Origin of the sequence: Azoarcus indigens, assembly GCF_004361735.1 — a bacterium.
GTDB lineage: Bacteria > Pseudomonadota > Gammaproteobacteria > Burkholderiales > Rhodocyclaceae > Azoarcus > Azoarcus indigens.
Genome location: NZ_SNVV01000001.1, coordinates 147,167 through 168,575, shown reverse-complemented (window position 1 = coordinate 168,575; position 21,409 = coordinate 147,167). Strand labels below are relative to the sequence as shown.

21 protein-coding genes are annotated in these 21,409 nt (G+C 68.4%); 12 read left to right on the top strand and 9 right to left on the bottom strand.

Annotated features, from left to right (window positions below):
- Positions 1–219: 219 nt before the first annotated feature.
- From C7389_RS00825 to C7389_RS00815, 3 genes are read right to left on the bottom strand one after another with little or no spacing between them, the layout of a single operon-like run.
- A complete protein-coding gene (locus tag C7389_RS00825) occupies positions 220–1,026 on the bottom strand; it encodes a MetQ/NlpA family ABC transporter substrate-binding protein (RefSeq protein ID WP_133587412.1) in 807 nt (268 codons plus the stop codon).
- Between the two features lie 53 nt (positions 1,027–1,079).
- Entirely contained in the window at positions 1,080–1,760 is a 681-nt protein-coding gene (locus C7389_RS00820; protein WP_246034585.1) for a methionine ABC transporter permease, read from the bottom strand.
- Positions 1,753–2,577, bottom strand: a complete 825-nt coding sequence (locus C7389_RS00815; RefSeq protein ID WP_133587410.1) for a methionine ABC transporter ATP-binding protein — start codon at positions 2,575–2,577, stop codon at positions 1,753–1,755. Before C7389_RS00815 ends, C7389_RS00820 begins: the two co-directional genes overlap by 8 nt.
- Before the next feature lie 236 nt (positions 2,578–2,813).
- Between C7389_RS00815 and C7389_RS00810 the strand changes: the two genes are divergently transcribed.
- The 8 genes from C7389_RS00810 to C7389_RS00775 all read left to right on the top strand — a co-directional run bounded on the left by C7389_RS00810 (position 2,814) and on the right by C7389_RS00775 (position 9,579).
- On the top strand, positions 2,814–3,035 hold the full coding sequence (locus tag C7389_RS00810) for a hypothetical protein (protein ID WP_133587409.1): 222 nt from the start codon (positions 2,814–2,816) through the stop codon (positions 3,033–3,035).
- 154 nt (positions 3,036–3,189) lie between these two features.
- Positions 3,190–3,387 carry a hypothetical protein gene (locus C7389_RS00805; protein ID WP_133587407.1) on the top strand — a complete coding sequence of 66 codons (198 nt, stop codon included), beginning with the start codon at positions 3,190–3,192 and terminating at the stop codon, positions 3,385–3,387.
- Between the two features lie 40 nt (positions 3,388–3,427).
- Positions 3,428–3,997, top strand: a complete 570-nt coding sequence (locus C7389_RS00800; protein ID WP_133587405.1) for a DUF6491 family protein — start codon at positions 3,428–3,430, stop codon at positions 3,995–3,997.
- A gap of 43 nt (positions 3,998–4,040) precedes the next feature.
- Positions 4,041–4,733, top strand: a complete 693-nt coding sequence (locus tag C7389_RS00795) for a winged helix-turn-helix domain-containing protein (RefSeq protein ID WP_133587403.1) — start codon at positions 4,041–4,043, stop codon at positions 4,731–4,733.
- On the top strand, positions 4,723–6,090 hold the full coding sequence (locus C7389_RS00790) for a sensor histidine kinase (protein ID WP_133587401.1): 1,368 nt from the start codon (positions 4,723–4,725) through the stop codon (positions 6,088–6,090). Before C7389_RS00795 ends, C7389_RS00790 begins: the two co-directional genes overlap by 11 nt.
- Positions 6,091–6,385: 295 nt before the next feature.
- The gene (locus C7389_RS00785; RefSeq protein WP_133587399.1) at positions 6,386–7,612 is read left to right on the top strand and encodes a cation:proton antiporter; all 1,227 of its coding nucleotides are present in this window, start codon (positions 6,386–6,388) and stop codon (positions 7,610–7,612) included.
- A gap of 37 nt (positions 7,613–7,649) precedes the next feature.
- Positions 7,650–8,777, top strand: coding sequence for a YbdK family carboxylate-amine ligase (locus C7389_RS00780; RefSeq protein WP_133587397.1), 1,128 nt, complete (start codon positions 7,650–7,652; stop codon positions 8,775–8,777).
- A 16-nt stretch (positions 8,778–8,793) separates the two neighbouring features.
- Positions 8,794–9,579, top strand: a complete 786-nt coding sequence (locus C7389_RS00775; protein ID WP_133587395.1) for a gamma-glutamyl-gamma-aminobutyrate hydrolase family protein — start codon at positions 8,794–8,796, stop codon at positions 9,577–9,579.
- 114 nt (positions 9,580–9,693) lie between these two features.
- Here the strand turns inward: C7389_RS00775 and C7389_RS00770 are convergent, their stop codons facing one another.
- The 3 genes from C7389_RS00770 to C7389_RS00760 form a co-directional block, all read right to left on the bottom strand.
- The gene (locus tag C7389_RS00770; RefSeq protein WP_133587393.1) at positions 9,694–10,812 is read right to left on the bottom strand and encodes an acyl-CoA dehydrogenase family protein; all 1,119 of its coding nucleotides are present in this window, start codon (positions 10,810–10,812) and stop codon (positions 9,694–9,696) included.
- Positions 10,813–11,018: 206 nt separating this feature from the next.
- Positions 11,019–11,660 (bottom strand): peroxiredoxin, encoded by a 642-nt coding sequence (locus tag C7389_RS00765; RefSeq protein WP_133587391.1) that lies wholly within the window; start codon positions 11,658–11,660, stop codon positions 11,019–11,021.
- Positions 11,661–11,702: 42 nt separating this feature from the next.
- Positions 11,703–12,317: an RBBP9/YdeN family alpha/beta hydrolase gene (locus C7389_RS00760; protein WP_133587389.1), complete on the bottom strand. Its 615-nt coding sequence runs from the start codon at positions 12,315–12,317 to the stop codon at positions 11,703–11,705.
- A 241-nt stretch (positions 12,318–12,558) separates the two neighbouring features.
- On the opposite strand from C7389_RS00760, the gene C7389_RS00755 reads away from it, so the two are divergent.
- Complete coding sequence (locus C7389_RS00755; protein WP_133587387.1) at positions 12,559–13,362, top strand: EAL domain-containing protein; 804 nt, start codon at positions 12,559–12,561, stop codon at positions 13,360–13,362.
- A gap of 114 nt (positions 13,363–13,476) precedes the next feature.
- On the opposite strand, the gene ppk2 is transcribed toward C7389_RS00755, so the two are convergent.
- On the bottom strand, positions 13,477–14,691 hold the full coding sequence (ppk2, locus tag C7389_RS00750) for a polyphosphate kinase 2 (RefSeq protein ID WP_133587385.1): 1,215 nt from the start codon (positions 14,689–14,691) through the stop codon (positions 13,477–13,479).
- Positions 14,692–15,025: 334 nt separating this feature from the next.
- Here ppk2 and C7389_RS00745 point away from each other — a divergent pair, with 334 nt between their 5' ends.
- The 3 genes from C7389_RS00745 to C7389_RS00735 all read left to right on the top strand — a co-directional run bounded on the left by C7389_RS00745 (position 15,026) and on the right by C7389_RS00735 (position 19,209).
- On the top strand, positions 15,026–16,042 hold the full coding sequence (locus tag C7389_RS00745) for a sulfate ABC transporter substrate-binding protein (protein WP_133587384.1): 1,017 nt from the start codon (positions 15,026–15,028) through the stop codon (positions 16,040–16,042).
- A gap of 176 nt (positions 16,043–16,218) precedes the next feature.
- Complete coding sequence (locus tag C7389_RS00740; RefSeq protein ID WP_162851618.1) at positions 16,219–17,172, top strand: alpha/beta hydrolase; 954 nt, start codon at positions 16,219–16,221, stop codon at positions 17,170–17,172.
- Between the two features lie 159 nt (positions 17,173–17,331).
- Entirely contained in the window at positions 17,332–19,209 is a 1,878-nt protein-coding gene (locus C7389_RS00735) for a potassium transporter Kup (RefSeq protein ID WP_133588152.1), read from the top strand.
- Positions 19,210–19,238: 29 nt separating this feature from the next.
- Here C7389_RS00735 and C7389_RS00730 read toward each other — a convergent pair whose 3' ends face one another.
- The gene (locus C7389_RS00730; protein ID WP_133587382.1) at positions 19,239–20,360 is read right to left on the bottom strand and encodes an HD-GYP domain-containing protein; all 1,122 of its coding nucleotides are present in this window, start codon (positions 20,358–20,360) and stop codon (positions 19,239–19,241) included.
- A gap of 117 nt (positions 20,361–20,477) precedes the next feature.
- A complete protein-coding gene (locus C7389_RS00725; RefSeq protein WP_133588150.1) occupies positions 20,478–21,338 on the bottom strand; it encodes an HDOD domain-containing protein in 861 nt (286 codons plus the stop codon).
- Between the last annotated feature and the right edge of the window lie 71 nt (positions 21,339–21,409).

The window sequence follows — 21,409 nt, the reverse complement described above, 5'->3', positions numbered from 1 at the left end:
TTCATGCGCATAAGTGCGTGGCCTGGTCGCGCAGCGTGCCGTGTCAGTCGCCAAGAGGGTCCGAATTCACTTTTACGGCAACCCGGCCGCGAAAGTTGAGCCCAACTCGCTTTCGCCCTGGTCCCATCCGGTCGCCCCTGCGCCGAGACAGCCCTGCAAAAGAAAACAGGCCGCACCGGCGAACCGGGCGGCCTGTTCTGGCGTTTGCCGCTGCGGCGCTTACTGCAGATAGGCCGGGCGGGCGTAGCCCTGGAAGTGCTGGTCGATGATGGCCTTGTATTCCGGCGAGTGGAAGGCGGCGACGATTTCGCGGGTGATGGAGCTGTCCTTTTCGGCAGCGCGCACCGCCACCACGTTCAGGTAGTGCTCCGGCGTCTTCTCCAGCGCCAGCGCGGAGCTCAGCTTGAGGCCGGAGGCGATGGCGAAGTTGCCATTCACCACCGCGTAGGCAGCGTCGTCCAGGGTGCGCGGCACCTGGGCGGCTTCGATCGGCGTCAGCTTCAGCTTGTGGGGGTTCTCCGCCACGTCCTTCTCGGTGGCCTTCAGCGGGTCGATGTCGGCCTTCACCTTGATCAGGCCGTTCTGCTGCAGGAAGAACAGGGCGCGGGCGAGGTTGCTCGGGTCGTTCGCCATGGTGATGCGGTCGCCCTCGCGCACGTCGGCCAGGCTCTTGCGCTGCTTGGTGTAGAGGCCCATGGGGGCGACCGGAACCTGGGCGACGTCCACCAGGTCCAGGCCCTTGTCGGCGGCGAACTTGCGCAGGTACACCAGGTGCTGGAACACGTTGGCGTCCAGCGAGCCCTGCGCCAGCGCGATGTTGGGCTGCACGTAGTCGTTGAACTCCACCAGCTTCACCGTGTAGCCCTTCTTCTCCAGCACCGGCTTGATGCCGAGTTTCACCTGGTCGTAGTTGGGGCCGGCGGTGGCGCCGATGGTGATGGTCTTCTTCTCCTGCGCCACGGCGGGCTGCAGGGCGGCGAGGCCGAGGGCGAGGCCGGCGAAGGCGAGGGTACGCAGCAATTTCATCTGGAAGGCTCCTGAGGGAACGGGTTGTTCTGGAAATGCGGTAACAGGGGCGGTCAGCGCTTGTCCAGCCGGCGGGCCAGCCACTGGCCCAGGAACTGGATGCTCTGCACCATGACCACCAGCAGCACGATGGTGGCCACCATGATGTCCGTCTCGAAGCGGTAGTAGCCGTAGCGGATGGCAAGGTCGCCGATGCCGCCGCCGCCGACCACGCCGGCCACCGCCGAGTAGGACAGGAAGCTCACCGTCAGCACGGTGAAGGCGAGGATGAGGCCGGAGCGCGCTTCCACCAGCAGTACATGGAAGACGATCTGCAGCGGGCTGGCGCCCATCGCCTCGGCGGCCTCGATGACGCCGCGCGGTACGTCGCGCAGGGTCTGCTCTATCAGCCGGGCGAAGTAGAAGATCGCCGCCAGCGACAAGGGCACGCTGGCCGCCAGCGGGCCGATGGAGGTGCCGACGATGTGGCGGCTGAAGGGCGACACCGCCACCAGCAGGATGATGAAGGGGAAGGAGCGGACGACGTTGATGACCGCGTTCGCCAGCAGGTTGAAGCGGCGGTAGCGCGCCAGCGCCTGGCCCCGGCTGGTGAGGAAGACGGCGATGCCCAGGCTGCCGCCGATGAGCACCGCGGCGGTGAGGCAGATCGCCATCATCAGCAGGGTTTCGCCAGTGGCTTTGCCGATTTCCGGCAGCAGCTCGATGACGCCGTCGAAGATCGAGAGATCAAACACTGGCGCTCTCCTTCTCCAGCGCACCCGCCGCCTGCGCGGGGGTGGGGCTGGCGCCGCCGAACTCGGTCAGCCACTGCGCCAGCCGGGAGTCCGGCGGCACCTGGCCGTTGGCGAGTTCGACGCGCTCTATCACCTCGCCGGCCTCCATCACCGACACCCGGTGACACAGGCGGCGGATGACCGCCATTTCGTGGCTCACCAGCAGGATGGTGACGCCCAGCCGGCGGTTTACATCGTCCAGCACTTCCAGCAGCGACAGCGTGGTGCGCGGGTCCAGCGCCGAGGTGGGCTCGTCCGCCAGCAGCAGGTGCGGCTCGGGCGCCAGCGCGCGGGCGATGGCCACCCGCTGCTTCTGGCCGCCGGAGAGCTGCGACGGCCAGGCCTCCGCCTTGTCGGACAGGCCGACGAAGGAGAGGCAGGCCTGCACCCGCTCGCGGATGCGCTCCGGCGAGGCGCCGGCGATGCGCAGCGGGAAGGCGACGTTGTCCGCCACCGTGCGGTTATGCAGCAGGTTGAAGTGCTGGAAGATCATGCCGATGCGCTGGCGCGCGGCGCGCAGCTGCGGCGGCGACATGCGGGTGAGGTTCTCACCGTGGACGATCACCTCGCCGCTGTCCGGCCGCTCCAGCAGGTTGACCAGGCGGAGCAGGGTGGATTTGCCGGCACCGGAGAAACCGATGATGCCGTGGATTTCGCCGGCGGCCACGTCGAGATCGGTGGGGGCTACGCCCACGGCTTCACCGTCGCTGCCGGTAAAACGCTTGCCGACGCCGCGCAACTGAATGGCGGCGGGAGGGGAATGGGGAACTGCGGTCATCGAAAAGGGGGATTGGAACGGCTGGCCCGAGTGTAAGGGCTGGGTGGCGAGTGCCAAGGAACTAATCGTGCTTACCTTAGGCGTTTTTCGCGCAATGGTAGTGGAAAGCGCTGATTTTGTGGAAATCCGTCACGTTCGCGGCCATACCCATGAACCCTGGCGGGGCTATCATGTTTGCCGTGCTGCGGGGTGTGCCCCGCTATTTTTACTGATGCTCCCAGGTGACTCCCCAGACCATGGAAACCTCCCTCGCTCCCCGCTGGCTCAAGCCGGATGGCTCGCCGATTTCCTGCCACGAAAAGATCAAGGTGCTGAACGAGAACTACGGCGAGCTGCGCCAGCTTGCCCAGGACGCACTGGAAGACGCGGTGCTGATGGGCTGCAGCGAAGCCCAGGTGCGTGCCGCGTTGCGCGAGATGATCGACGAGCTGGTGAATCCCTATCGCGAAGCGGAGTAAGCCGGCCCGGAGCAGGGCGGTGGCGCTCTGCCGCCGCTGCCGGCCGCTTCATTAAAGATCTTTAATCTCCCGCGAATCCCGCCTTAATCCGGGCCGGCGCAGACTCTCCTTCACGACGACAGCAGCGTCGTTTTCCACCGAAAGGAGAGTTTCCATGAATTCCAAGCACCTCAAGGCCGTTCTGGCCGGCGCCGCCACCGTGTTTGCCCTGTCTGCGGTTGCCGCCCCGGCCGAGGATGGCGCCACGACCTCCGCCACCAGCGCCACCCAGGTGAAGAAGCACACCAAGCACTCCACCGCCAAGAAGGGCACCCACAAGAAGACCGCGGCCAAGAAGGCCAGCGCCGAGTAAGTTCGCCTTGCGGCGGCACATCGGCCTGGCCGTAGCCGCCATGCGGTGCAGACGCTTCCCGCCCGTCGTCGATCCCGCCCCCCCGGATCGATGGCTGGCGGGTGTTTTCGTTTACCGGCTGCTGGGCTGCCTGGGCGTTGCCGCCGCGTTATGCGGGTTGGCGCAGGCCGGCGGGGCGGCTGCCGCCGGGCCGGCAGTGGCCACCGCCCCCGCACCGGCGGCGCAGCGCCCGCCTTATGCCAGACTCGCCCTCGCCGGGCCGCCGCCCAAGGCGCTGCGCGTTTTCCGGGTGTATGGTTGGCATTCGCTGGATGCGCGCACCGGCCTGTTGTGGCTGGGCGTGGATGAGCCGTATCTCATCGGCCTGCGCGCCGGCTGCCGGCGCCCGCCCGCCCAGCCGCCTTCCGCCTTGCTGCTGCACGGCCGCCACCTGCAGGCCGGGCGCGACCGCCTGCAGTTCGGCGCTGCGGCGTGCGTGGTCGATAGCGTGCAGGCGGCGGACAGGAATAAACTGCGCGACCTCGCCCTGCTGCCCGACGTGATACCCGCGATCCGGCTGGTGCAGGAAACGCCGCCGCGTGGCCCCACCGGTCGCGGCGGCAAGAGCTGAACCGTCTTTCGCCGCACTCCGCCGTGCCGAGGCCGCCGCGCCCATGAAGATCCTCCTCGTCGAAGACGACGCCGAACAGGCGCGTTTCATCCGCAAGGGCCTGCAGGAAGCCGGCCATGTGGTGGATCACGCCGCCGACGGCCGCGACGGCCTCTTCCTCGCCACCACCGCGAACTTCGACGCCATCGTGCTGGACCGCATGCTGCCGCGGGTGGATGGCCTCACCGTGCTGCGCACCCTGCGCGCGTCCGCCATCGCCACGCCGGTGGTGGTGCTGAGCGCGCTGGGCGAGGTGGATGACCGCGTTGCCGGGCTGCGTGCCGGCGGCGACGACTACCTGGTCAAGCCCTTCGCCCTGGCCGAACTGCTGGCACGGCTGGAGGTGCTGCAGCGCCGCGCCGGCGCGCCGGGCACCGGCAGCGCCGACAGCACCCGGTTGCAGCTGGCCGACCTGGAGATGGATCTGCTGCGCCGCACCGCCAGCCGTGGCGGCCAGCGCCTGGAGCTGAAGCCCAAGGAGTTCCAGCTGCTGGAATTCCTGATGCGCCACCCGGAGCAGGTGGTGACCCGCAGCATGCTGCTGGAAGCGGTGTGGGACTATCACTTCGACCCGCGCACCAACGTCATCGACGTACACATCTCCAACCTGCGCAACCGGGTGGACCTGCCCGGCCACGAGCCGCTGATCCACACCGTGCGCGGCGCTGGCTACCGGCTGGGGCGCCATGCCGCCTGAACCCGCCGCCGGCCACTGGCGGCGCAGCCCGTTCTACCGTTTCGCCCTGGTGCTGCCGGCGGTCATCGCACTCATCGTCGGCGCGCTGTTCTATCCGCTGTTCATCGAAGCCCAGGGCCACATCCGCGACGAGGTGCAGGCCGCCATCGAGCTGGAGATCGAGGGCCTGGAAACCCACTTCCACGAACGCGGTCTCGCCGGCCTGCGCGAGGTGTTGCAACGGCGCATGGAGACCGCGGATGGCGCCGCGCTCTACCTGCTCACCGACGCCGCCGGCACGCCGCTGGTGGGCAACCTCGCCGCCTGGCCGGCGGGCGTGGCGGTGCGCGACGAGAGTTGGTTCCGCGTCGCCGCCGCCGACGGCGGCACCCTGGAAGGGCGCGTCTTCCTGCTGTTCGGCGGCGACCGCCTGCTGGTCGGCCGCCGCTCGCCGCTGGCCGACTTCCAGCGCAGCATGAGCCTGCGGCTGTGGGGTTCGGCGGCGCTCATCACCCTGGTGGCGGCGGTGCTGGGCTGGCACTTCATGCGGCAGATGCACCGCCGGCTGGAACGCATGGCGCAGGAGGCTGGCCGCATCCAGGGCGGTCTGCTCGGCCAGCGCCTGTCGGTGAGCACGCGCGGTGACGAGCTGGACCTGCTGGCGCAGCGCTTCAACAGCGCCTTCGACGAGATCGAGCGGCTGGTGGATGCCGCCAAGCATGTTTCCAGCGCCATCGCCCACGACATGCGGCGGCCGCTGATTGCGCTGCGCAACGCGCTGGACGAAGCCCGCCGCGACCGCGCCAGCGATCCGGCACTGGCTGCCCGGCTGGAGAAGCTGCGCGGCCAGACCGACGAACTGCTGCGCACCTTCGCTGCGCTGCTCAGCCTCGCCCGCATCGAGGCCGGCGCGGCCATGCCGGCGCGCGAGATGCTGGACCTGGCCGCCATCGCCGGCGATGCCATCGAGCTCTACGAGGCGGTGGCCGAGGCCGAGGGCCGCAGCCTGTGCGGCGAACTGAGGCCGGCGAGGGTGCGCGGGGACCGCGACCTGCTGTTCCAGGTCTGCCAGAACCTGATCGAGAACGCGCTGGCGCATGGCGCCGGCGACATCCTCGTCACCGTGGCGCTGGAGGCAGACGAAGTTGCGCTGCAGGTGCGCGACCAGGGTAGGGGCGTGAGCGACGAAGCGCTGCCGCGGCTGTTCGAGCGCTTCTTCCGCGGCGACGCCGCGCGCAGTGCGCAAGGCGCCGGCATCGGCCTGGCGCTGGTCAAGGGCATCGCCGAGGCGCATGGCGGCCGGGTGAGCGTCCGGCGGCGGGCGGAGGGCTTCGAAGTCGGCGTGATCCTGCCGTGGGTGACGGAAAGCCCTTCCTGAACAAAGGCTGAGTACCGGCCATCGTCCGCACGGGCTCCTGCCCTTGCCGGAGCGCCCGACGGGCGTGCGCTGAGCTGCGGCCAGCGCTGCGGCCGTTTCCCTTGAAGGCTGAAAATTCCCTGAGCGGCTACCATGCGGCATGCCATGCGGGCGGCTCGCCCGCGGCGGTGGCCCGCCCCCGGCGGGAATTACCCGCCCGTCCGGCTGTCTGGAGACATGCGCAGCGACTGAAGTGCCGCATTTCGTTTCCCCTTCGCCCGCCGCCGCGGGCGCTGCAAACGGAGGTAAGGCCTAGATGGAATCCCCTTCCAGCCTGTCCCTGTGGCCGGCTTTTCTGCCGCTGCCGGCATTCGATCCCTTTCTCGGCTTTGCTCTGGCGCTGGTGTTCACCGCGCTGGTGGGCGAGGTGTTGGCGCGGCGGGCGACCCTGCCGCGGGTGAGCGGCTATGCATTGGCCGGGCTGGTGCTGGGGCCGCTGGTGACCGGCTGGTTCTCCGCAGTGGAACTGGAGCGCTACCGCGGCCTGGTGGATCTGGCGCTGGCGCTGTTGCTGTTCGAGCTGGGAGTGCGGCTGGATCTGCGCTGGTTCCGCGCCAATCCCTGGCTGCTGGCCGCCAGCGCGGCGGAGGCGGCGCTGGCCTTCCTGCTGTCGCTGGGCGCCTTGCTGGCCTTCGGCATGGACTGGTCGCCGGCGCTGCTGCTGGCGGCCATCGCGCTCGGTACCTCGCCGGCGGTGGTAATGCGGGTGACCGCCGAGCTGCGCGCCGAAGGCCAGGTCACCTCCCGGCTGCTGGCGCTGTGCGCGCTCAATGTCGCTTACTCGGTCATCCTCTTCACCCTGCTGCTTCACCTGGCGCGCGGCGTGGCCGGCGCCGGCTGGCTGCAGGCGCTGTGGCAGCCTTTCTACCTGGTGGCCGGCTCGCTGCTGGTGGCGGTGCTGGTAGCCGGCGCCTTCGCGCTGCTGCGGCGCTTGTTCAACCCGGCTTCGGAGCAGGGGGTGGTGGTGATCTTCGGCCTGCTGCTGGGGGCGCTGGCGATTCTGTCCATGCTCAAGCTGCCGCCCATCCTGGCGCCGCTGCTGGCCGGTGTGCTGGTGAAGCTGCGCGACCCGCGGCCGCAGTTGTGGGCGCAGCATTTCGGCAGCCTGGGTGGCGTACTGGTGGTGGCGCTGTTCATGTTCTCCGGCGCGGCGCTGTACATCGGCCACTTCGGCACCGCCTTGCTGCTGGCCCTGGCGGTGGCGGTGGCACGCAGCCTGGGCAAGCTTGGTGGCGTGCTCGTCTGCGGCCGTGCCAGCGGGCTGTCCACCGCCAAGAGCGTGGCGCTGGGGCTGGCGCTGCTGCCGCTGTCCGGCGTGGCGCTGCTGCTGGCCTACGAGGCGCAACTGGCGGATCCTGCGCTGGGGGCACAGGTGCTGCCGGTGGTGGCCTGCCTGGTGGCGGTGTTCGGCGTGCTGGGGCCGGTGGTGAGCCAGCGCGCGCTGATCCACGTGCAGGAAAACCGCAAGGGAGAAGAGGCATGAATGTCCGCATCCGACTTTCTACCGCGAGGAAAGCACGATGAGCCTGCAGGCGTTTTCCGCGTCGCGCGCGCTCTCCATCGGGGTGGAGCTGGAACTGCAACTGGTGAATACCCACGACTACGACCTGGTGGGCGCGGCGGAGGATCTGCTGCGGCTGGTGGCGCTGGGCGACAAGCCGGGCGAGATCAAGCCGGAGATGACCGACTCCATGATCGAGGTCTCCACCGGCGTCTGCGACAACTACGGCATGCTGCTGGAGCAACTGGTGGACCTGCGCGACACGGTGGCGGACGCGGCGCGCAGGCTCAACATCGGCATCTGCGGCGGCGGTACCCATCCCTTCCAGGACTGGGGCGAACGCCGCATCGTGGACCGGCCGCGCTTCCACCACCTGTCCGATCTCTACGGCTACCTGGCCAAGCAGTTCACCGTGTTCGGCCAGCATGTGCACGTCGGCTGCCCGGGGGCGGACGTGGCGCTATACCTGATCCACGGCCTGTCGCGTTACATCCCGCACCTGATTGCGCTGTCGGCGGCCTCGCCCTTCGTGCAGGGCCACGACACCGGCTTCCAGTCGGCACGGCTGAACTCGGTGTTCGCCTTCCCGCTGTCCGGCCGCGCGCCCTTCGTCGAGACCTGGACCGACTTCGGCGCCTACTTCGAGAAGATGACCGGCACCGGCGTGGTCGCCAGCATGAAGGACTTCTACTGGGATATCCGGCCCAAGCCGGAATTCGGCACGGTGGAAGTGCGGGTGATGGATACGCCGCTGTCGCTGGAGCGGGCGGCCGCCATCACCGCCTACATCCAGGCGCTGGCACGCTACCTGGTGGTGGAGCGGCCGATACAGCCGGCGGAGGACGATTACCTCGTCTACACCTTCAACCGCTTCCAGGCCTGCCGCTTCGGTTATGCCGGCACCTATGTGGACCCGGAAACGCATTGGCACTGCCCCATCGCCGACGAGATCGACGCCAGCCTGACGCGCATCGAGCAGCATGCGATCGAGCTGGGTGTGGACCACGTGCTGGGCCGTCTGCGCCAGGCAGTGCGTGAGGGCCGCAATGGCGCCGCCTGGCTGCGCGAGCGCCATGCCGCCGAAGGCAATCTGCCGGAGGTGGTGATGGCCCAGTGCACCCGCTGGATGGAGGGGGAGGTGGTGTGACTGGCGGGGGCGGGAGGTGAGCAGCGGGCCCTTGCGCATCGGCCTGTCGGCGCGGCTGCTGCACGAGCCGCCGCCGGTGCTCGGCTTCCGCGGCAAGACGCTGCAGTACCTGGAGCAGTCGATGGCGCACTGGATCATGTCCCATGGGGCGCTGGCCTTCATGGTGCCCACCATAGGCGAGCACCTGGGACTGCGGCGGGCGCAGATCTCGGTGCGCGACTACGTGGGCGCGCTGGACGGTCTGGTCTTGCAGGGCGGTGCCGACGTGGCGCCGGAAACCTACCGCGAGCAGCCGCTGCGGCCGGAATGGGGCGGCGACCGCATCCGCGACCTGTACGAGATCGAGCTGCTGTGGGAGTTCCTGATCCAGGGCAAGCCGGTACTGGGCGTATGCCGTGGCGCCCAGCTGATCAACGTCGCCTGCGGCGGCACGCTGTGGCAGGACATTTCCGAGTACGTGCCGGGCGCCGCCGCCCACCGCCATGACGACCTCTACGACGCCCATTACCACGAGATCGATCTGCTGCCGGACAGCCGCCTGGCTTCCCTCTATCCGCCGGACGCGCCGCGGCGGGTGAACAGCATCCACCACCAGGCGGTGCGCAACCTCGGCTCGGACCTGCGGGTGGAAGCGCTGTCGGTGGGCGACGGCGTGGTCGAGGCCATACGCGGCACCGGTGCCGCCTACCTGTTCGGCTGCCAGTGGCACCCGGAATTCCACGCCAAGGAGGCTGGCCTGCTGGATGGCAGCCCCATCCTGCAGGATTTCCTGGAGGCGGCGCGACTGGCGCGGGCGGGCTGAGGTGGGCTTGGCCCAACGCCTGCCGCCCGCGACGTCCGCGCACGGACCCGGCTCGTGCTGCGCGGCTGCCTGGAGCCGTCGCATCCACATCGGTTCCACCCGCTGGACAGGCGCTCAGGCCGCCCGCCGGCTCCCGCGCTCCAGTTGGGCCAGTTCCTTGTGCAACTGCTTCAGCGCCGGCGTGACGATGGCGAAGAAGCCGGCTTCCCGCAGCCGGCGCTGGGCCGGATGGCGCAACTGGTAGCCGCGCGAGCCGGCATGTAGCAGCGCGGCGGTGGCGGCGCGCAGGGCGAGCTCGGCGCTGCGGGCGCGCAGCCGCAGCACGTCGGCGTAGGCGGCGGGGTCGTCGAACTGGGCGGCCAGCCTGCGGGTGCGCTCGCGGGCGCTGTGCAGGGCGGCGGCCAGGGTGTCTTCCTGTTCCGGCAGGTGGCGGTTGAGTTCGGCCTGGGTGTGGCCGGCCTCGCGGATGTCGTGCAGACAGCCATCGACGATGCCCAGGCCCAGGCCGGTCTGGCTCAGCGCCAGCCAGCCGCGCAGACGCAGCAACAGCGCGGTGCTGGTTTCCGGCCCGGCGACCACGTCTGCCGCCGGCACATAGACCTCGGCCAGCCGGCAGGTGTGGGTGAGGCTGCCATTGAGGCCGGCCAGCGGTGGGCAGGGCTCCAGCGCCAGGCCATTGGCATTGCCGCGCGCCAGGAACAGCAGGAGGCCGCCGTCTTCCAGCGCGGCGGCGCTGATGAAGACGTGGCCGGGGGCGATATTGGAGATCCACGGCAGCACGCCGGAGATCAGGTAGCCCTCGCCGCTGTGCCGCGCGCCCAGCCGCAGGGATTCCAGGCCGGCGAGATGGCGCAGGGCGTTGGACAGGCCGCTGCCGGCGCCGAGACGGCCGTCGGCGAGCTCCGGCAGCAGGGCTTGCTGCAGCGCCGGGTTGTCGCCGAAGGCCACGGTGGCAGCGGCGGCGGCCTGCGACCAGGCGAGGAAGCCGCTGCAGCCGCAGACGGCGGAGATGGCGTCGATGACCGCGGCCTGGGCGGCGAGGTCCAGGTCCTGTCCGCCCTGGCTGGCGGGTAGCGCGGCGGCGAAGGCGCCGGCTGCACCCAGGGCGCGCAGCGCGGCAGCCGGGTAGCGGGCTTCGGTGTCTATCGCGCCGGCGTGCGGGGCGAGGTGCTGCTCGGCGAGGGCGCGGACGTCGGCAAGCAGCCCGGCCTTGCGGTCGGGAGTACGGGCCATGGGCGCTCCTTACGGCGAGAGAGGAACCGGCGCTGACCGGTCCGGGTGGAGGAGGAGGGGCGGCCGGAACGGGGGATGGCGCACCGGCGCTGACTGGCGATGGCTGGCTGCGGGTCGGCCGCCGGCCATCGCGGCTGGAGCGGGCGGGGGGGCGGCCGGCGGGGTGGTGCCCGCTGCCGCTTCCGTCAGAGGGGCGGCAGGCGGGGTCAGGCCTTGTCAGGCTGCGGGGTCAGCCGCAAGTAGGGGCGCACGGCGCGAAAGCCTTTGGGAAAGCGGCGCTTGATCTCTTCCGGGTCTTGCAGCGAGGGCACGATGACCACATCGTCGCCGTGCTTCCAGTTGCCCGGGGTGGCGACCAGGTGCTTGTCGGTGAGCTGCAGCGAGTCGATCACGCGCAGGATCTCATCGAAGTTGCGGCCGGTGCTCGCCGGGTAGGTGATGATGAGGCGCACCTTCTTCTGCGGATCGATGATGAACAGCGAGCGCACGGTGGCGGTAGCGCTGGCGTTCGGATGGATCAGGTCGTACAGCAGCGAGACCTTGCGGTCGGCGTCGGCGATGATGGGGAAGTTCACCCGGGTGTTCTGGGTTTCGTTGATGTCGTCTATCCACTTGAGGTGGGAGTCGGCCGGATCGACCGACAGCGCGATCACCTTCACACCGCGCTTGGCGAATTCATCCTTGAGCTTGGCTGTAAGGCCCAGTTCGGTGGTGCACACCGGGGTGAAGTCGGCCGGATGCGAGAACAGCACGCCCCAGCTGTCGCCCAGCCACTCGTGGAAGCGGATGCGGCCTTCGGAGGAATCCTGTTCGAAATCGGGGGCGATGTCGCCGAGTCTGAGGGACATGAAGATCTCCTGTCTGTGAGGTGCCGGGAAAGCCCGGATGGCTTAGTAGTAAAGCGGGATGTAGGTGGGCACCGCCGCGGGAAGCTCCGGCGGCGGATCGTCGGCGGAGGGGGCGGCGGACCGCTGGCGCGGGCCTGGCCGGCGATCCGCCGCCGCCAGCAGTTCGTAGAGTTCATAGCCCTCCGGCCAGGGGCCGAAGCCGGATTCGATGTTGATGTGGCCCTTGGCACCCACATCGACGAAGCGGCAACCCCAGCGCCCGGCCCAGTAGCGCGCGGTGCTGCTGGAAACCCAGGGGTCGTTGCTGCTGCTGACGAGGATGCCGGGATAGCCCAGCGGGGCGGCCGGCAGGACCGCGCTGACGCCGAACTTGCGCGGATCGGCCGGCGCCACCAGCAAGGCGCCGGCGATGCGGTCCGGCCGCGCGGCGGCGGCGGTCACGGCGGCCAGGCAGCCGAAGCTGTGGGCGACGAGGAGGATGCGGCCGCGGGCGGCGTCGATCTCCGCCAGCACGCGTTCGGCCCACACCGACAGATCCGGCACGCTCCAGTCCACCTGTTCGACGCGGCGGGCGTCCGGCTCCACCTGCTGGAACCAGCTCTGCCAATGGGTCGGGCCGCTGCCGTGCAGTCCGGGAACGATGAGCGTGGTGTGCATGGTCTGGCCTCCAGGGGCAGCGGAAACGGGCTGCAGTATGTCCACCCGGCAGCGGGCCGATGAACCAACTATTTGTGCATAGCATTTCGCGCCCCGGTGAATAGCCGGGTGACCGGCGGAGGGGCATGAAGGGGCCGGCGGGGCGGGCGCCACATGGAAAGCTAAGCATGCTTTCTTCGTTCCCCCGTAGGTTTGACGCCCCTAGACTGCCGCGGTTTCGGGACAAGCGGGGGACCAGGAAATGGGCAGACGAGGCGATGCATTCGAGTGGCTGCCGCTCGACTGGCAGCCGGGCCTGAGCCTGCGGCGCGACGCGGGCGGCAGAGTCGTCGGCCGCTTCTTCGCCGCCGAGCTCGCCAGCGTTTATCAGCCGGTGGTGGCGCTGGCAGGGGAGGCCGGTGTACGTCGGATGGGGCGTGAAGCCCTGGTACGCAGCCACGCCGGCGGCGGCGCCGGCCTGTCGCCGTGGGGCTTGTTCTCCATGGTGGCCGATGACGATGCCCTGGTCGGCCTGGACCGCTTGTGCCGTACGCTGCATACGCTGAATGATCCCCTGGCCGAAGTCCGCGACGAATACCTCTTCCTCAACGTCCACGGCCGCCTGCTGGCGGCGGTGACCGAGGATCACGGCCGCGCCTTCCGCCGCATCCTCGACCTGCTGGGGCGGCCGTCGATCAATGTGGTTATCGAGACGCCGGAATCCGCCTGCGCCGATCCGCAACTGCTCGCCTTCGTGCTTTCCAATTACCGCCTCAACGGCTTCAAGGTGGCGGTCAATGTGAACTCGGTGGGCGAGCTGGAAAAGCTGTTCGGTGAACTGCGACCTAACTTCGTCAAGATAGACAGCCGCAGGCTCAGACGCGAGGAATTTGCCGCCTTCGCCGAACTGGCGGCGACGCATGGCGCGCGGCCGGTGTTCACCCGGGTGGAGCGGGCGGAACAGCGCGCCGAGGTGGCGGCGCTGGATGGCGCCTGGGCGCAGGGTTATGCGCTGGATGGTGATCCGCGGGTGGCGATCCGGGGCGGAGGCGTATTGGCGGCTTGAGGCGGCGGAGTACGGCCCTGGTCGGGCCGGTTTCCGCGATTGCCCTGCCTGGAAACGAAAAACGCGGGGCCGTGGCGCCGCGTTTTCTGTGGGGCCGGGGTCAGGCCGCAGTCCTCACAGCAGCGCCGCGCCGTCCTTCTCTCCGCGCTCGTACACCACGTTGGCGCGGCCGACCAGCAGCGGGTCCAGCGGGCCGATGCGGTCTATGTTCTTGTTGGCGTAGGGCAGCTTGTGCAGGACGTAGCGCAGTGCGTTCAGGCGCGCGCGCTTCTTGCAGTCAGACTTCACCACCGTCCACGGCGCATCCGCGGTGTCGGTGTAGAAGAACATCGCTTCCTTGGCCTTGGTGTAGTCGTCCCACTTGTCCAGCGAGGCGAGGTCGATGGGCGACAGCTTCCACTGCTTCAGCGGGTGGCGCTCGCGCTCCTTGAAGCGGCGGCGTTGCTCCTCGCGGCTTACCGAGAACCAGAACTTGATCAGGTGGATGCCGCTGCGTGCCAGATTGCGTTCGAACTCCGGCACCTGGCGCATGAACTCGTTGTACTCGTCGTTGTTGCAGAAGCCCATCACCCGCTCGACGCCGGCGCGGTTGTACCAGGAGCGGTCGAACAGCACGATCTCGCCAGCGGTGGGCAGGTGCTGGATGTAGCGCTGGAAGTACCACTGGCCGCGTTCCACCTCGGAGGGTTTCTCCAGCGCCACGACGTGGGCGCCGCGCGGGTTCAGGTGCTCCATGAAGCGCTTGATGGTGCCGCCCTTGCCGGCCGCGTCCCGGCCCTCGAACACGATCACCACCTTCTGGCCGGTCTCCTTCACCCAGGCCTGGAGTTTCAGCAGCTCCACCTGCAGGCGGTACTTCTGTTTCTCGTAGGCCTTGCGCGACATCAGGTTCTTGTAGGGATAGCCGCCCTGGCGCCAGTCGTTCGCCAGTTCGTCGTCCGGATTCACCGTCGGGGTGGGCCTGGCCGGCCTGGCGGGCTGGGTGAGTGCCTGCCGCAGCGCCTGGGCGTCGTCCGGCGAGGCGCCGGCCAGCAGCACTTCCAGCGTCCTGGCCACCGCTGGCACGTCACCCTTGGAGGCGGCTTCCAGGATGTCGTCCACCGCTGCCTTCTTCGACTGCCGGGCCGCATCCACAGCCTGCTTGACCTCGAAGCGCTCCAGGCCGTCGGCGCTCAGGTCCGGCGAGATGTCGCCGGCGCTGGCTGGCCGGCTGCGGGCCGACTGGCGCGGCGCGCGGCTGCCATTGCCGCGGCGAGCGGTGGTGGCGGGGGCGGCGGCAGAGGGCGCGGTTTCGGGGCTGGCCTTGGGCTTGCGATCAGCGTTGGACATCGGACGTTCCGGATGAGGATGGAATCCCCGATTCTACGAGCCAGGCCCTCCAGGAGCCAGGCCTGGCGGTGGCGAGCGTTGCACCAGGCCGGGACGACGGCGCCAGGTGGATCTGCGCATGTGCGCGCCTGGCCCCCGAGGGCATTGAGCGTGCTCGAGGTGCGCTGCGGAAGCAGGTCCTGGGGCGCGGGCCCGGGGTGGTTTCGCCTGGGCGCCGCTTTCTCCGTGATAGCAGCGGCGGCGATATCGTTCGCAGGATTTGTTGTTTTGAGTTCTAAGTACCCCTGTATTTAATTGCTTCCTGTCATTTAGCAAACACCAACAGGAGACCTTCATGGCTTTCCCCTTCCGGCTGAAGTCAGTGCTGGCCGCCGCAGTCGTCGCCGGCGCCGCTTTCAGCAGCGCGGCCTACGCCCAGACCACCTTGCTCAACGTCTCCTATGATCCGACGCGCGAGCTCTACAAGGACTTCAATGCCGCCTTCGCCAAGCACTGGGAAGCGCAGACCGGCGAGAAGGTCACCATCAAGCAATCCCATGGCGGTTCCGGCAAGCAGGCGCGCACCGTGATTGACGGAATCGACGCCGACGTGGTCACCCTGGCGCTGGCCTACGACATCGACGCCATCGCCGAGAAGGCCAAGGTGCTGCCGGCCGATTGGCAGAAGCGCCTGCCGCACAACAGCACGCCCTATACCTCCACCATCGTCTTCCTGGTGCGCAAGGGCAACCCGAAGGGCATCAAGGACTGGGACGACCTGGTCAAGTCCGGCGTCAGCGTGATCACGCCCAACCCCAAGACCTCCGGCGGCGCCCAGTGGAACTACCTGGCGGCCTGGGAGTTCGCCAAGCGCAAGTACGGCGGTGACGACAAGGCCAAGGAATTCGTCGGCAAGCTGTACAAGAACGTGCCGGTGCTGGATTCCGGTGCCCGCGGCTCCACCGTGACCTTCGTCGAGCGCGGCCTGGGCGACGTGCTGCTGGCCTGGGAGAACGAGGCCATCATGTCCATCAAGGAACTGGGCCCGGACAAGTTCGACATCGTGGTGCCGCCGTTGTCCATCCTCGCCGAACCGCCGGTCGCGGTGGTGGACAAGAACGTGGACAAGAAGGGCACCCGCAAGGTGGCGCAGGCCTACCTGGAATACCTCTACACCGAGGAAGGCCAGGAGATTGCCGCGCGCAACTACTACCGGCCGATCAATCCGAAGATCGCCGAGAAGTACGCCTCCCAGTTCCCGAAGGCGACCTTGTTCACCATCGACGAAGCCTTCGGCGGCTGGCAGAAGGCCTCCAAGACCCACTTCGGCGACGGCGCGAATTTCGACCAGATCTACAGCGGCGGCCGCTGAGCGATCCTGGGCTCAAGGCCTGGAGCGCGACAGCCCAAGGCCCTGGAGGCATTTGCCTCCAGGGCCTTTCCATGTTGACGATGCAGTGCACCACGGCGCAGTAGGCGCTGGTTAGAATCGCGGCTCGATAAGACAGATAGGGCCGCTGCCTCAGCGCGCGGCGGTCGATACCCCCAATGCCCCTCACGCCTCAAGCGCAGTCCCTGCTGGCCATGGCCTACCGTACCGGAGCGCCGCGTTTCTACGAACTTTCGGTGGAACAGGCGCGCCACTCCTTCCAGAAGCTGCAGTACGCCTTCCGGCCGGAGCCGCCGGCGGTGGCTTCCACCATGGAAGTGCCCATGGGGCGCGGCGACGGCTCGGTGCTGCTGGGCCGGCTGTACCGGCCGCTGAGCAGTGCGCCGGAGGAAGTGCTGCCCTTGCTGCTGTGGTTCCATGGCGGCGGCTGGTGCGTGGGCGACGTGGAGAGCTACGACGTGCTCTGCCGCGAGATCGCCAATGCTTCCGGTTGTGCGGTGCTGTCGGTGGATTACCGGCTGGCGCCGGAGCATCCCTTCCCGGCCGCGGTGAACGACGCCGCCTTCGCCTACGCGTGGGTGCAGGAACATGCCGGGCTGCTGGCCATCGACCCCTCGAGGGTTGCGCTGGGCGGCGACAGTGCGGGCGGCAATCTCTCCATCGTCACCGCACTGGCCTTGCGCGATGCCGGCGGCGTGCAGCCGGCTGACCTCATCCTCGTCTATCCCAGCACCGAGATGGCCAGCGGCCGGCCCTCGCGCCAGCGCTACGCCGAAGGCTTCCTGCTCGACCAGGGCACGCTGGAGTGGTTCTTCACCCGCTACCTGCCGCAGGGCGGCACCGAGGACTGGCGTGCTTCGCCGATGCGCGCGGCCTCGCTTGCCAGCCTGCCGCCGATGCTGCTGGTGAGTGCCGAGTTCGATCCCTTGGCGGACGATTGCGCCGCCTTCGCCGCCCGGGTGGCGGAGGAGGACGGCGAGATCGAGCTGCTTCCGGTGCCTGGCGTGATCCACGGCTTCCTGACGCTGGGCAAGTACTTTCCCGAATCGGCGCAGATCGTCGCCGCTATCGGCGAGCGGCTGAAGCAGCGCCTGTCGCTCGCCGCGGCCTGATTGCACGACAGACGCGCGAGCATGTATGCCGCTTGTCGCGGCCGCGCATTTATCCTCCGCCGCAGCCTCAGGCTTGCGGTATGACCTAGACAACAAGGGCGAAAAATGGCCGAGCAGGACAGGCAGACCGTGGAGCAGGGAGAAGCAGTGGCCGAGGGGATGCCGCATGGAGCGCATCGCAAGAGCAGCCTGGTCGCGACCGCGGTGGCTGCAGTCGGCGTGGTGTATGGCGACATCGGCACCAGCCCGCTCTACACGCTGAAGGAAGTGTTCAACGGCCCGCACGCGGTGGCGGTCACGCCGACCAATGTGTACGGCATCCTCTCGCTGGTGTTCTGGGCGCTGGTGCTGGTGGTGTCGGCCAAGTACGTGATCTTCATCACCCGTGCCGACAACCGTGGCGAGGGCGGCATCATGGCGCTCACTTCGCTGGCCCTGCGGGTACTGCCGGCCGGCCGCCGCGCCTGGGTGCTTTCCACGCTGGGGGTGTTCGGCGCGGCGCTGTTCTACGGCGACGGCATGATCACCCCGGCGATTTCGGTGCTCTCGGCGGTGGAGGGGCTGGAGGTGGCGACCCCGGCGTTACGGCACTGGGTGGTGCCGATCTCACTGGTGGTGCTGATCGGCCTGTTCCTGATGCAGCAGCGCGGCACCGGCAGCGTGGGCGCCATCTTCGGCCCGGTGATGCTGTGCTGGTTCGCGGTGCTGGCCGGGTTGGGCGTCAATGGCATCCTGCTGCACCCGGAGATACTCGGCGCGCTGAATCCGCTGTGGGCGGTGCGCTTCTTCGTCGAGCAGCCCTTGCTGGGCTGGCTGGGGCTGGGGGCGGTGGTGCTGGCCATCACCGGCGGCGAGGCGCTGTATGCCGACATGGGCCACTTCGGCCGGCGGCCGATCAAGTACGCCTGGTTCTCGGTGGTCTTCCCGGCCCTCTACCTCAATTACCTCGGCCAGGGCGCGCTGATCCTGGACCACCCGGACAACGTCCGCAATCCCTTCTACCTGCTGGTGCCGGAGCCCTTGTTGTACCCGATGGTGGCGATGGCGACCCTGGCGACCATCATCGCCAGCCAGGCAGTGATCTCGGGCGCCTTCTCCCTGACCCGCCAAGCCATACAGCTGGGTTACGCGCCGCGCATGCAGACGGTGCATACCTCTGAACGCGAGATCGGCCAGATCTACGTGCCGGGCATCAACTGGATGCTGCTGGGCGCGGTGATCGCGCTGGTGGTCGGCTTCCACTCCTCCAGCGCCCTGGCATCCGCCTACGGCATCGCGGTAACGCTGACGATGATGATAGACACCGTGCTCGCCGGCGTGGTGGTGCTCTACCTGTGGAAGTGGGGCCGGGCGCGGACTTTCCTGTTCCTGCTGGTGTTCCTGACGGTGGACGTCGCCTTCTTCTCCGCCACCACGGTGAAGATCCTTGCCGGCGGCTGGTTCCCGCTGCTGGTGGGTGCCGCCATCTTCATCCTGCTGACGACCTGGAAGCGTGGCCGCGAGCTGCTCAACGACCGCATCCGTGCCGACACCATGCCGCTGGACGGCTTCATCCAGTCCCTGTTCCACAACCCACCGCCGCGGGTGGAGGGCACCGCGGTGTTCATGACGACCTGGCTGGAAGGCGTGCCGCGCGCGCTGCTGCACAACCTGATCCACAACAAGGTGCTGCATGAGCGGGTGGTGCTGCTGACGGTGGAAACGGCCGACGTGCCCTATGTGCCGGAGAACCAGCGAATCACGCTGGACGAGCTGGATTACGGCTTCTACCGGCTGAAGGTGAAGTATGGCTTCAAGGACGATCCGGACATCCCCGCCGCGCTCGCCTCCTGTGCCGAGCAGGGCATGCGCTTCGAGATGATGGCCACCTCCTTCTTCCTCGGCCGCGAGACGCTGGTGTCCCGTATCGGTTCCGGCATGCCGAGCTGGCGGGAGAAGCTTTTCATTCTGATGTTCCGCAACGCCGGCAGCGCGGCCGACTATTTCCGCATTCCGCCCAACCGGGTGGTGGAACTGGGCACGCAGGTGGAACTGTAGCGCTGCCGCAGCCGGCTGGCTGCGGGGTCTCAGGCCTGGTGTCCCTGCCAGGCGGCTTCGATGCGGCTGCGGGCCGACAGCATGGCCGCCACGCATTCCGCGTCCAGCCGGGTGCCGGCGAGAGACTTGATCTCTTCGAAAGCCTGGTCTGGCGTCCACGACGGCTTGTAAGGGCGGGCGCCGGTGAGGGCGTCGAAGATGTCCGCGGTGCTCACCACCCGGGTGGTGAGCGGAATCTGGTCCGCCATGCGACCGTCCGGGTAGCCGCTGCCGTCCAGGTACTCGTGGTGCCAGGAGACGACGTCGTGCAGGGTGCGTATGCCTGGTGTGTCCTGCAGCGCGAAGCCCTCGATCAGGCGGTCTACCAGTTCTCGGCCCTTTACCACGTGTTCCTTCATCTTTTCCCACTCGAAGCGCTCCAGTCGGCCGGGCTTGAGGAGGATTTCGTCGGGGATGCCGACCTTGCCGATGTCGTGCAGCGGCCCGAACAGCGCCAGTTCGTCGGCGAAGCCTTCCGGCAGGCCGTGGGCCAGGGTGAGCTCGTCGGCGATGATGCGTACGTAGTCGCGCAGCCGTAGCTGATGCATGCCGGTTTCCTCATCGCGCATCAGGGTGAGGTCGTGGGCGAAGCGGGTGGTGTCTATCAGCGTGCGTATGGACTCGATGCCGCGCGCCACCAGGCCGGCGGCCAAGGGGCCCCAGGCGCTCAGCTCCCGGATCAGGCGGGCGGGGGCAGCCAGGGTGCGGCTGGACTCGAACACCAGGAAACCGAAGAAGCCCCGCTGATGGCGTATCGGCAGGATCAGCAGCGGACACAGGTTGCCGTCGCCCGCCCACTCCAGGGCTGGATCGGGGCGGACGAAGGTGGTCTGCGCGCGGCCGGTGGCGCCACAGCGTGACAGCGAGGGATTGAGCGGCAGCTCGGAGAAGGGCGCCGGGCAGGGCAGCACCCGGCCGTCGCAGTCGGCCCAGTAGGTGAGGGCGGCGCCGTCATCCGACAACAGGAAGGCGCCGATGCGGCCAATGTCCTGATGCACGCCGGCGACGTGACTGCGCACTTCCTGCAGCACGTCCGGCAGCGAGCCGGCAAGGTAGGCATCCGCGGTGGCGACGTCGAAGGGGTGGGCGAAGCCGGGCGGGAGCGGCGACATGGCAGCCTCCAGGCTGTTTGGGGTCAGGGTGTGACCGGCAGCCGCCGGTCGAATTCCCGTGCTGCTTCCTTCCCGCGCGCACTTCGCGGCACCTTGGCCGCCTTGTCCTCGGTGGTGTCAGCCGCAGACTGCGGCCAGCATCTCCTGTTTGCTGTCGCGGGCGGCGTCCAGCAGGGCGTCGAACTTTTCTTTTTCGATGCCGGCAATGCAGCTGCCCAGCAGTTCCGGCCGGCCTTTGACGCCCAGCAGGTTCTCGAAGGGGTTGGGTGTTTCAGCCGCGAGGCCGGCGACGAAGACCAAGTCACGGAGGTTGGCGGGCGGCCAGGAGCCGCCGTAGGGGTCTTCGTACTGGAAGGTGTCGAGGATGTCTTCCGGCAGCTCGAAGGCTTCCAGCACCGCGCGGCCCACCGGTTCGTTCCAAAGGGCGACGAACTCGGCGAAGCGGTTCATGTTTTCCTCCAGGGCCGGGTAGGCGGAGGCGCGGGAGAGCAGGAAGAACTGGCCGAGGTCCACCATCATGCCGGCCAGCAGCGCGGTGTCCGGGTTCATGGTGCGTAGATGGCGGGCGAAGGCGTAGGACCAGGAGGCCACGTCCACGGAATGCATCCACAGGCCGGAGGCAATGAGGCGCATGTTCTTGGAGCGGTGATCCTGCGCCAGTTGCTCGGCAGCCACGGCGAAGGCGAGGCAGCGCAGGGAGGCGAGGCCGATGCGCTTCACTGCATCGTTCACGCTGGTGATCTGCGCGCTGTAGGGATTGAGCAGCACGGCGTTGGCCATCCGTACCGTCTTCGCGCTGAGCACGGGTTCGGCGCGCACCAGCGCGGCAATGTCGTCCAGGGAGGCGCCGGGGTTGTCGGCAAGGCGCTTGATCCGCAGGGAAACGTCCAGCGAGGTGGGAAAGTTGAGCCGGCCTTCCTGCAGCTCTTCCTCGATCTGGTCCGAGAACGCCTTGGCCTGGGAGTCGAAATCTTGCATCGCCATGCTCTTCGAGTGGTGGGCGGAAGCGAGTGTAGCTCGCTTGGGAAGTATAGGTGTAGCCAGGCCCG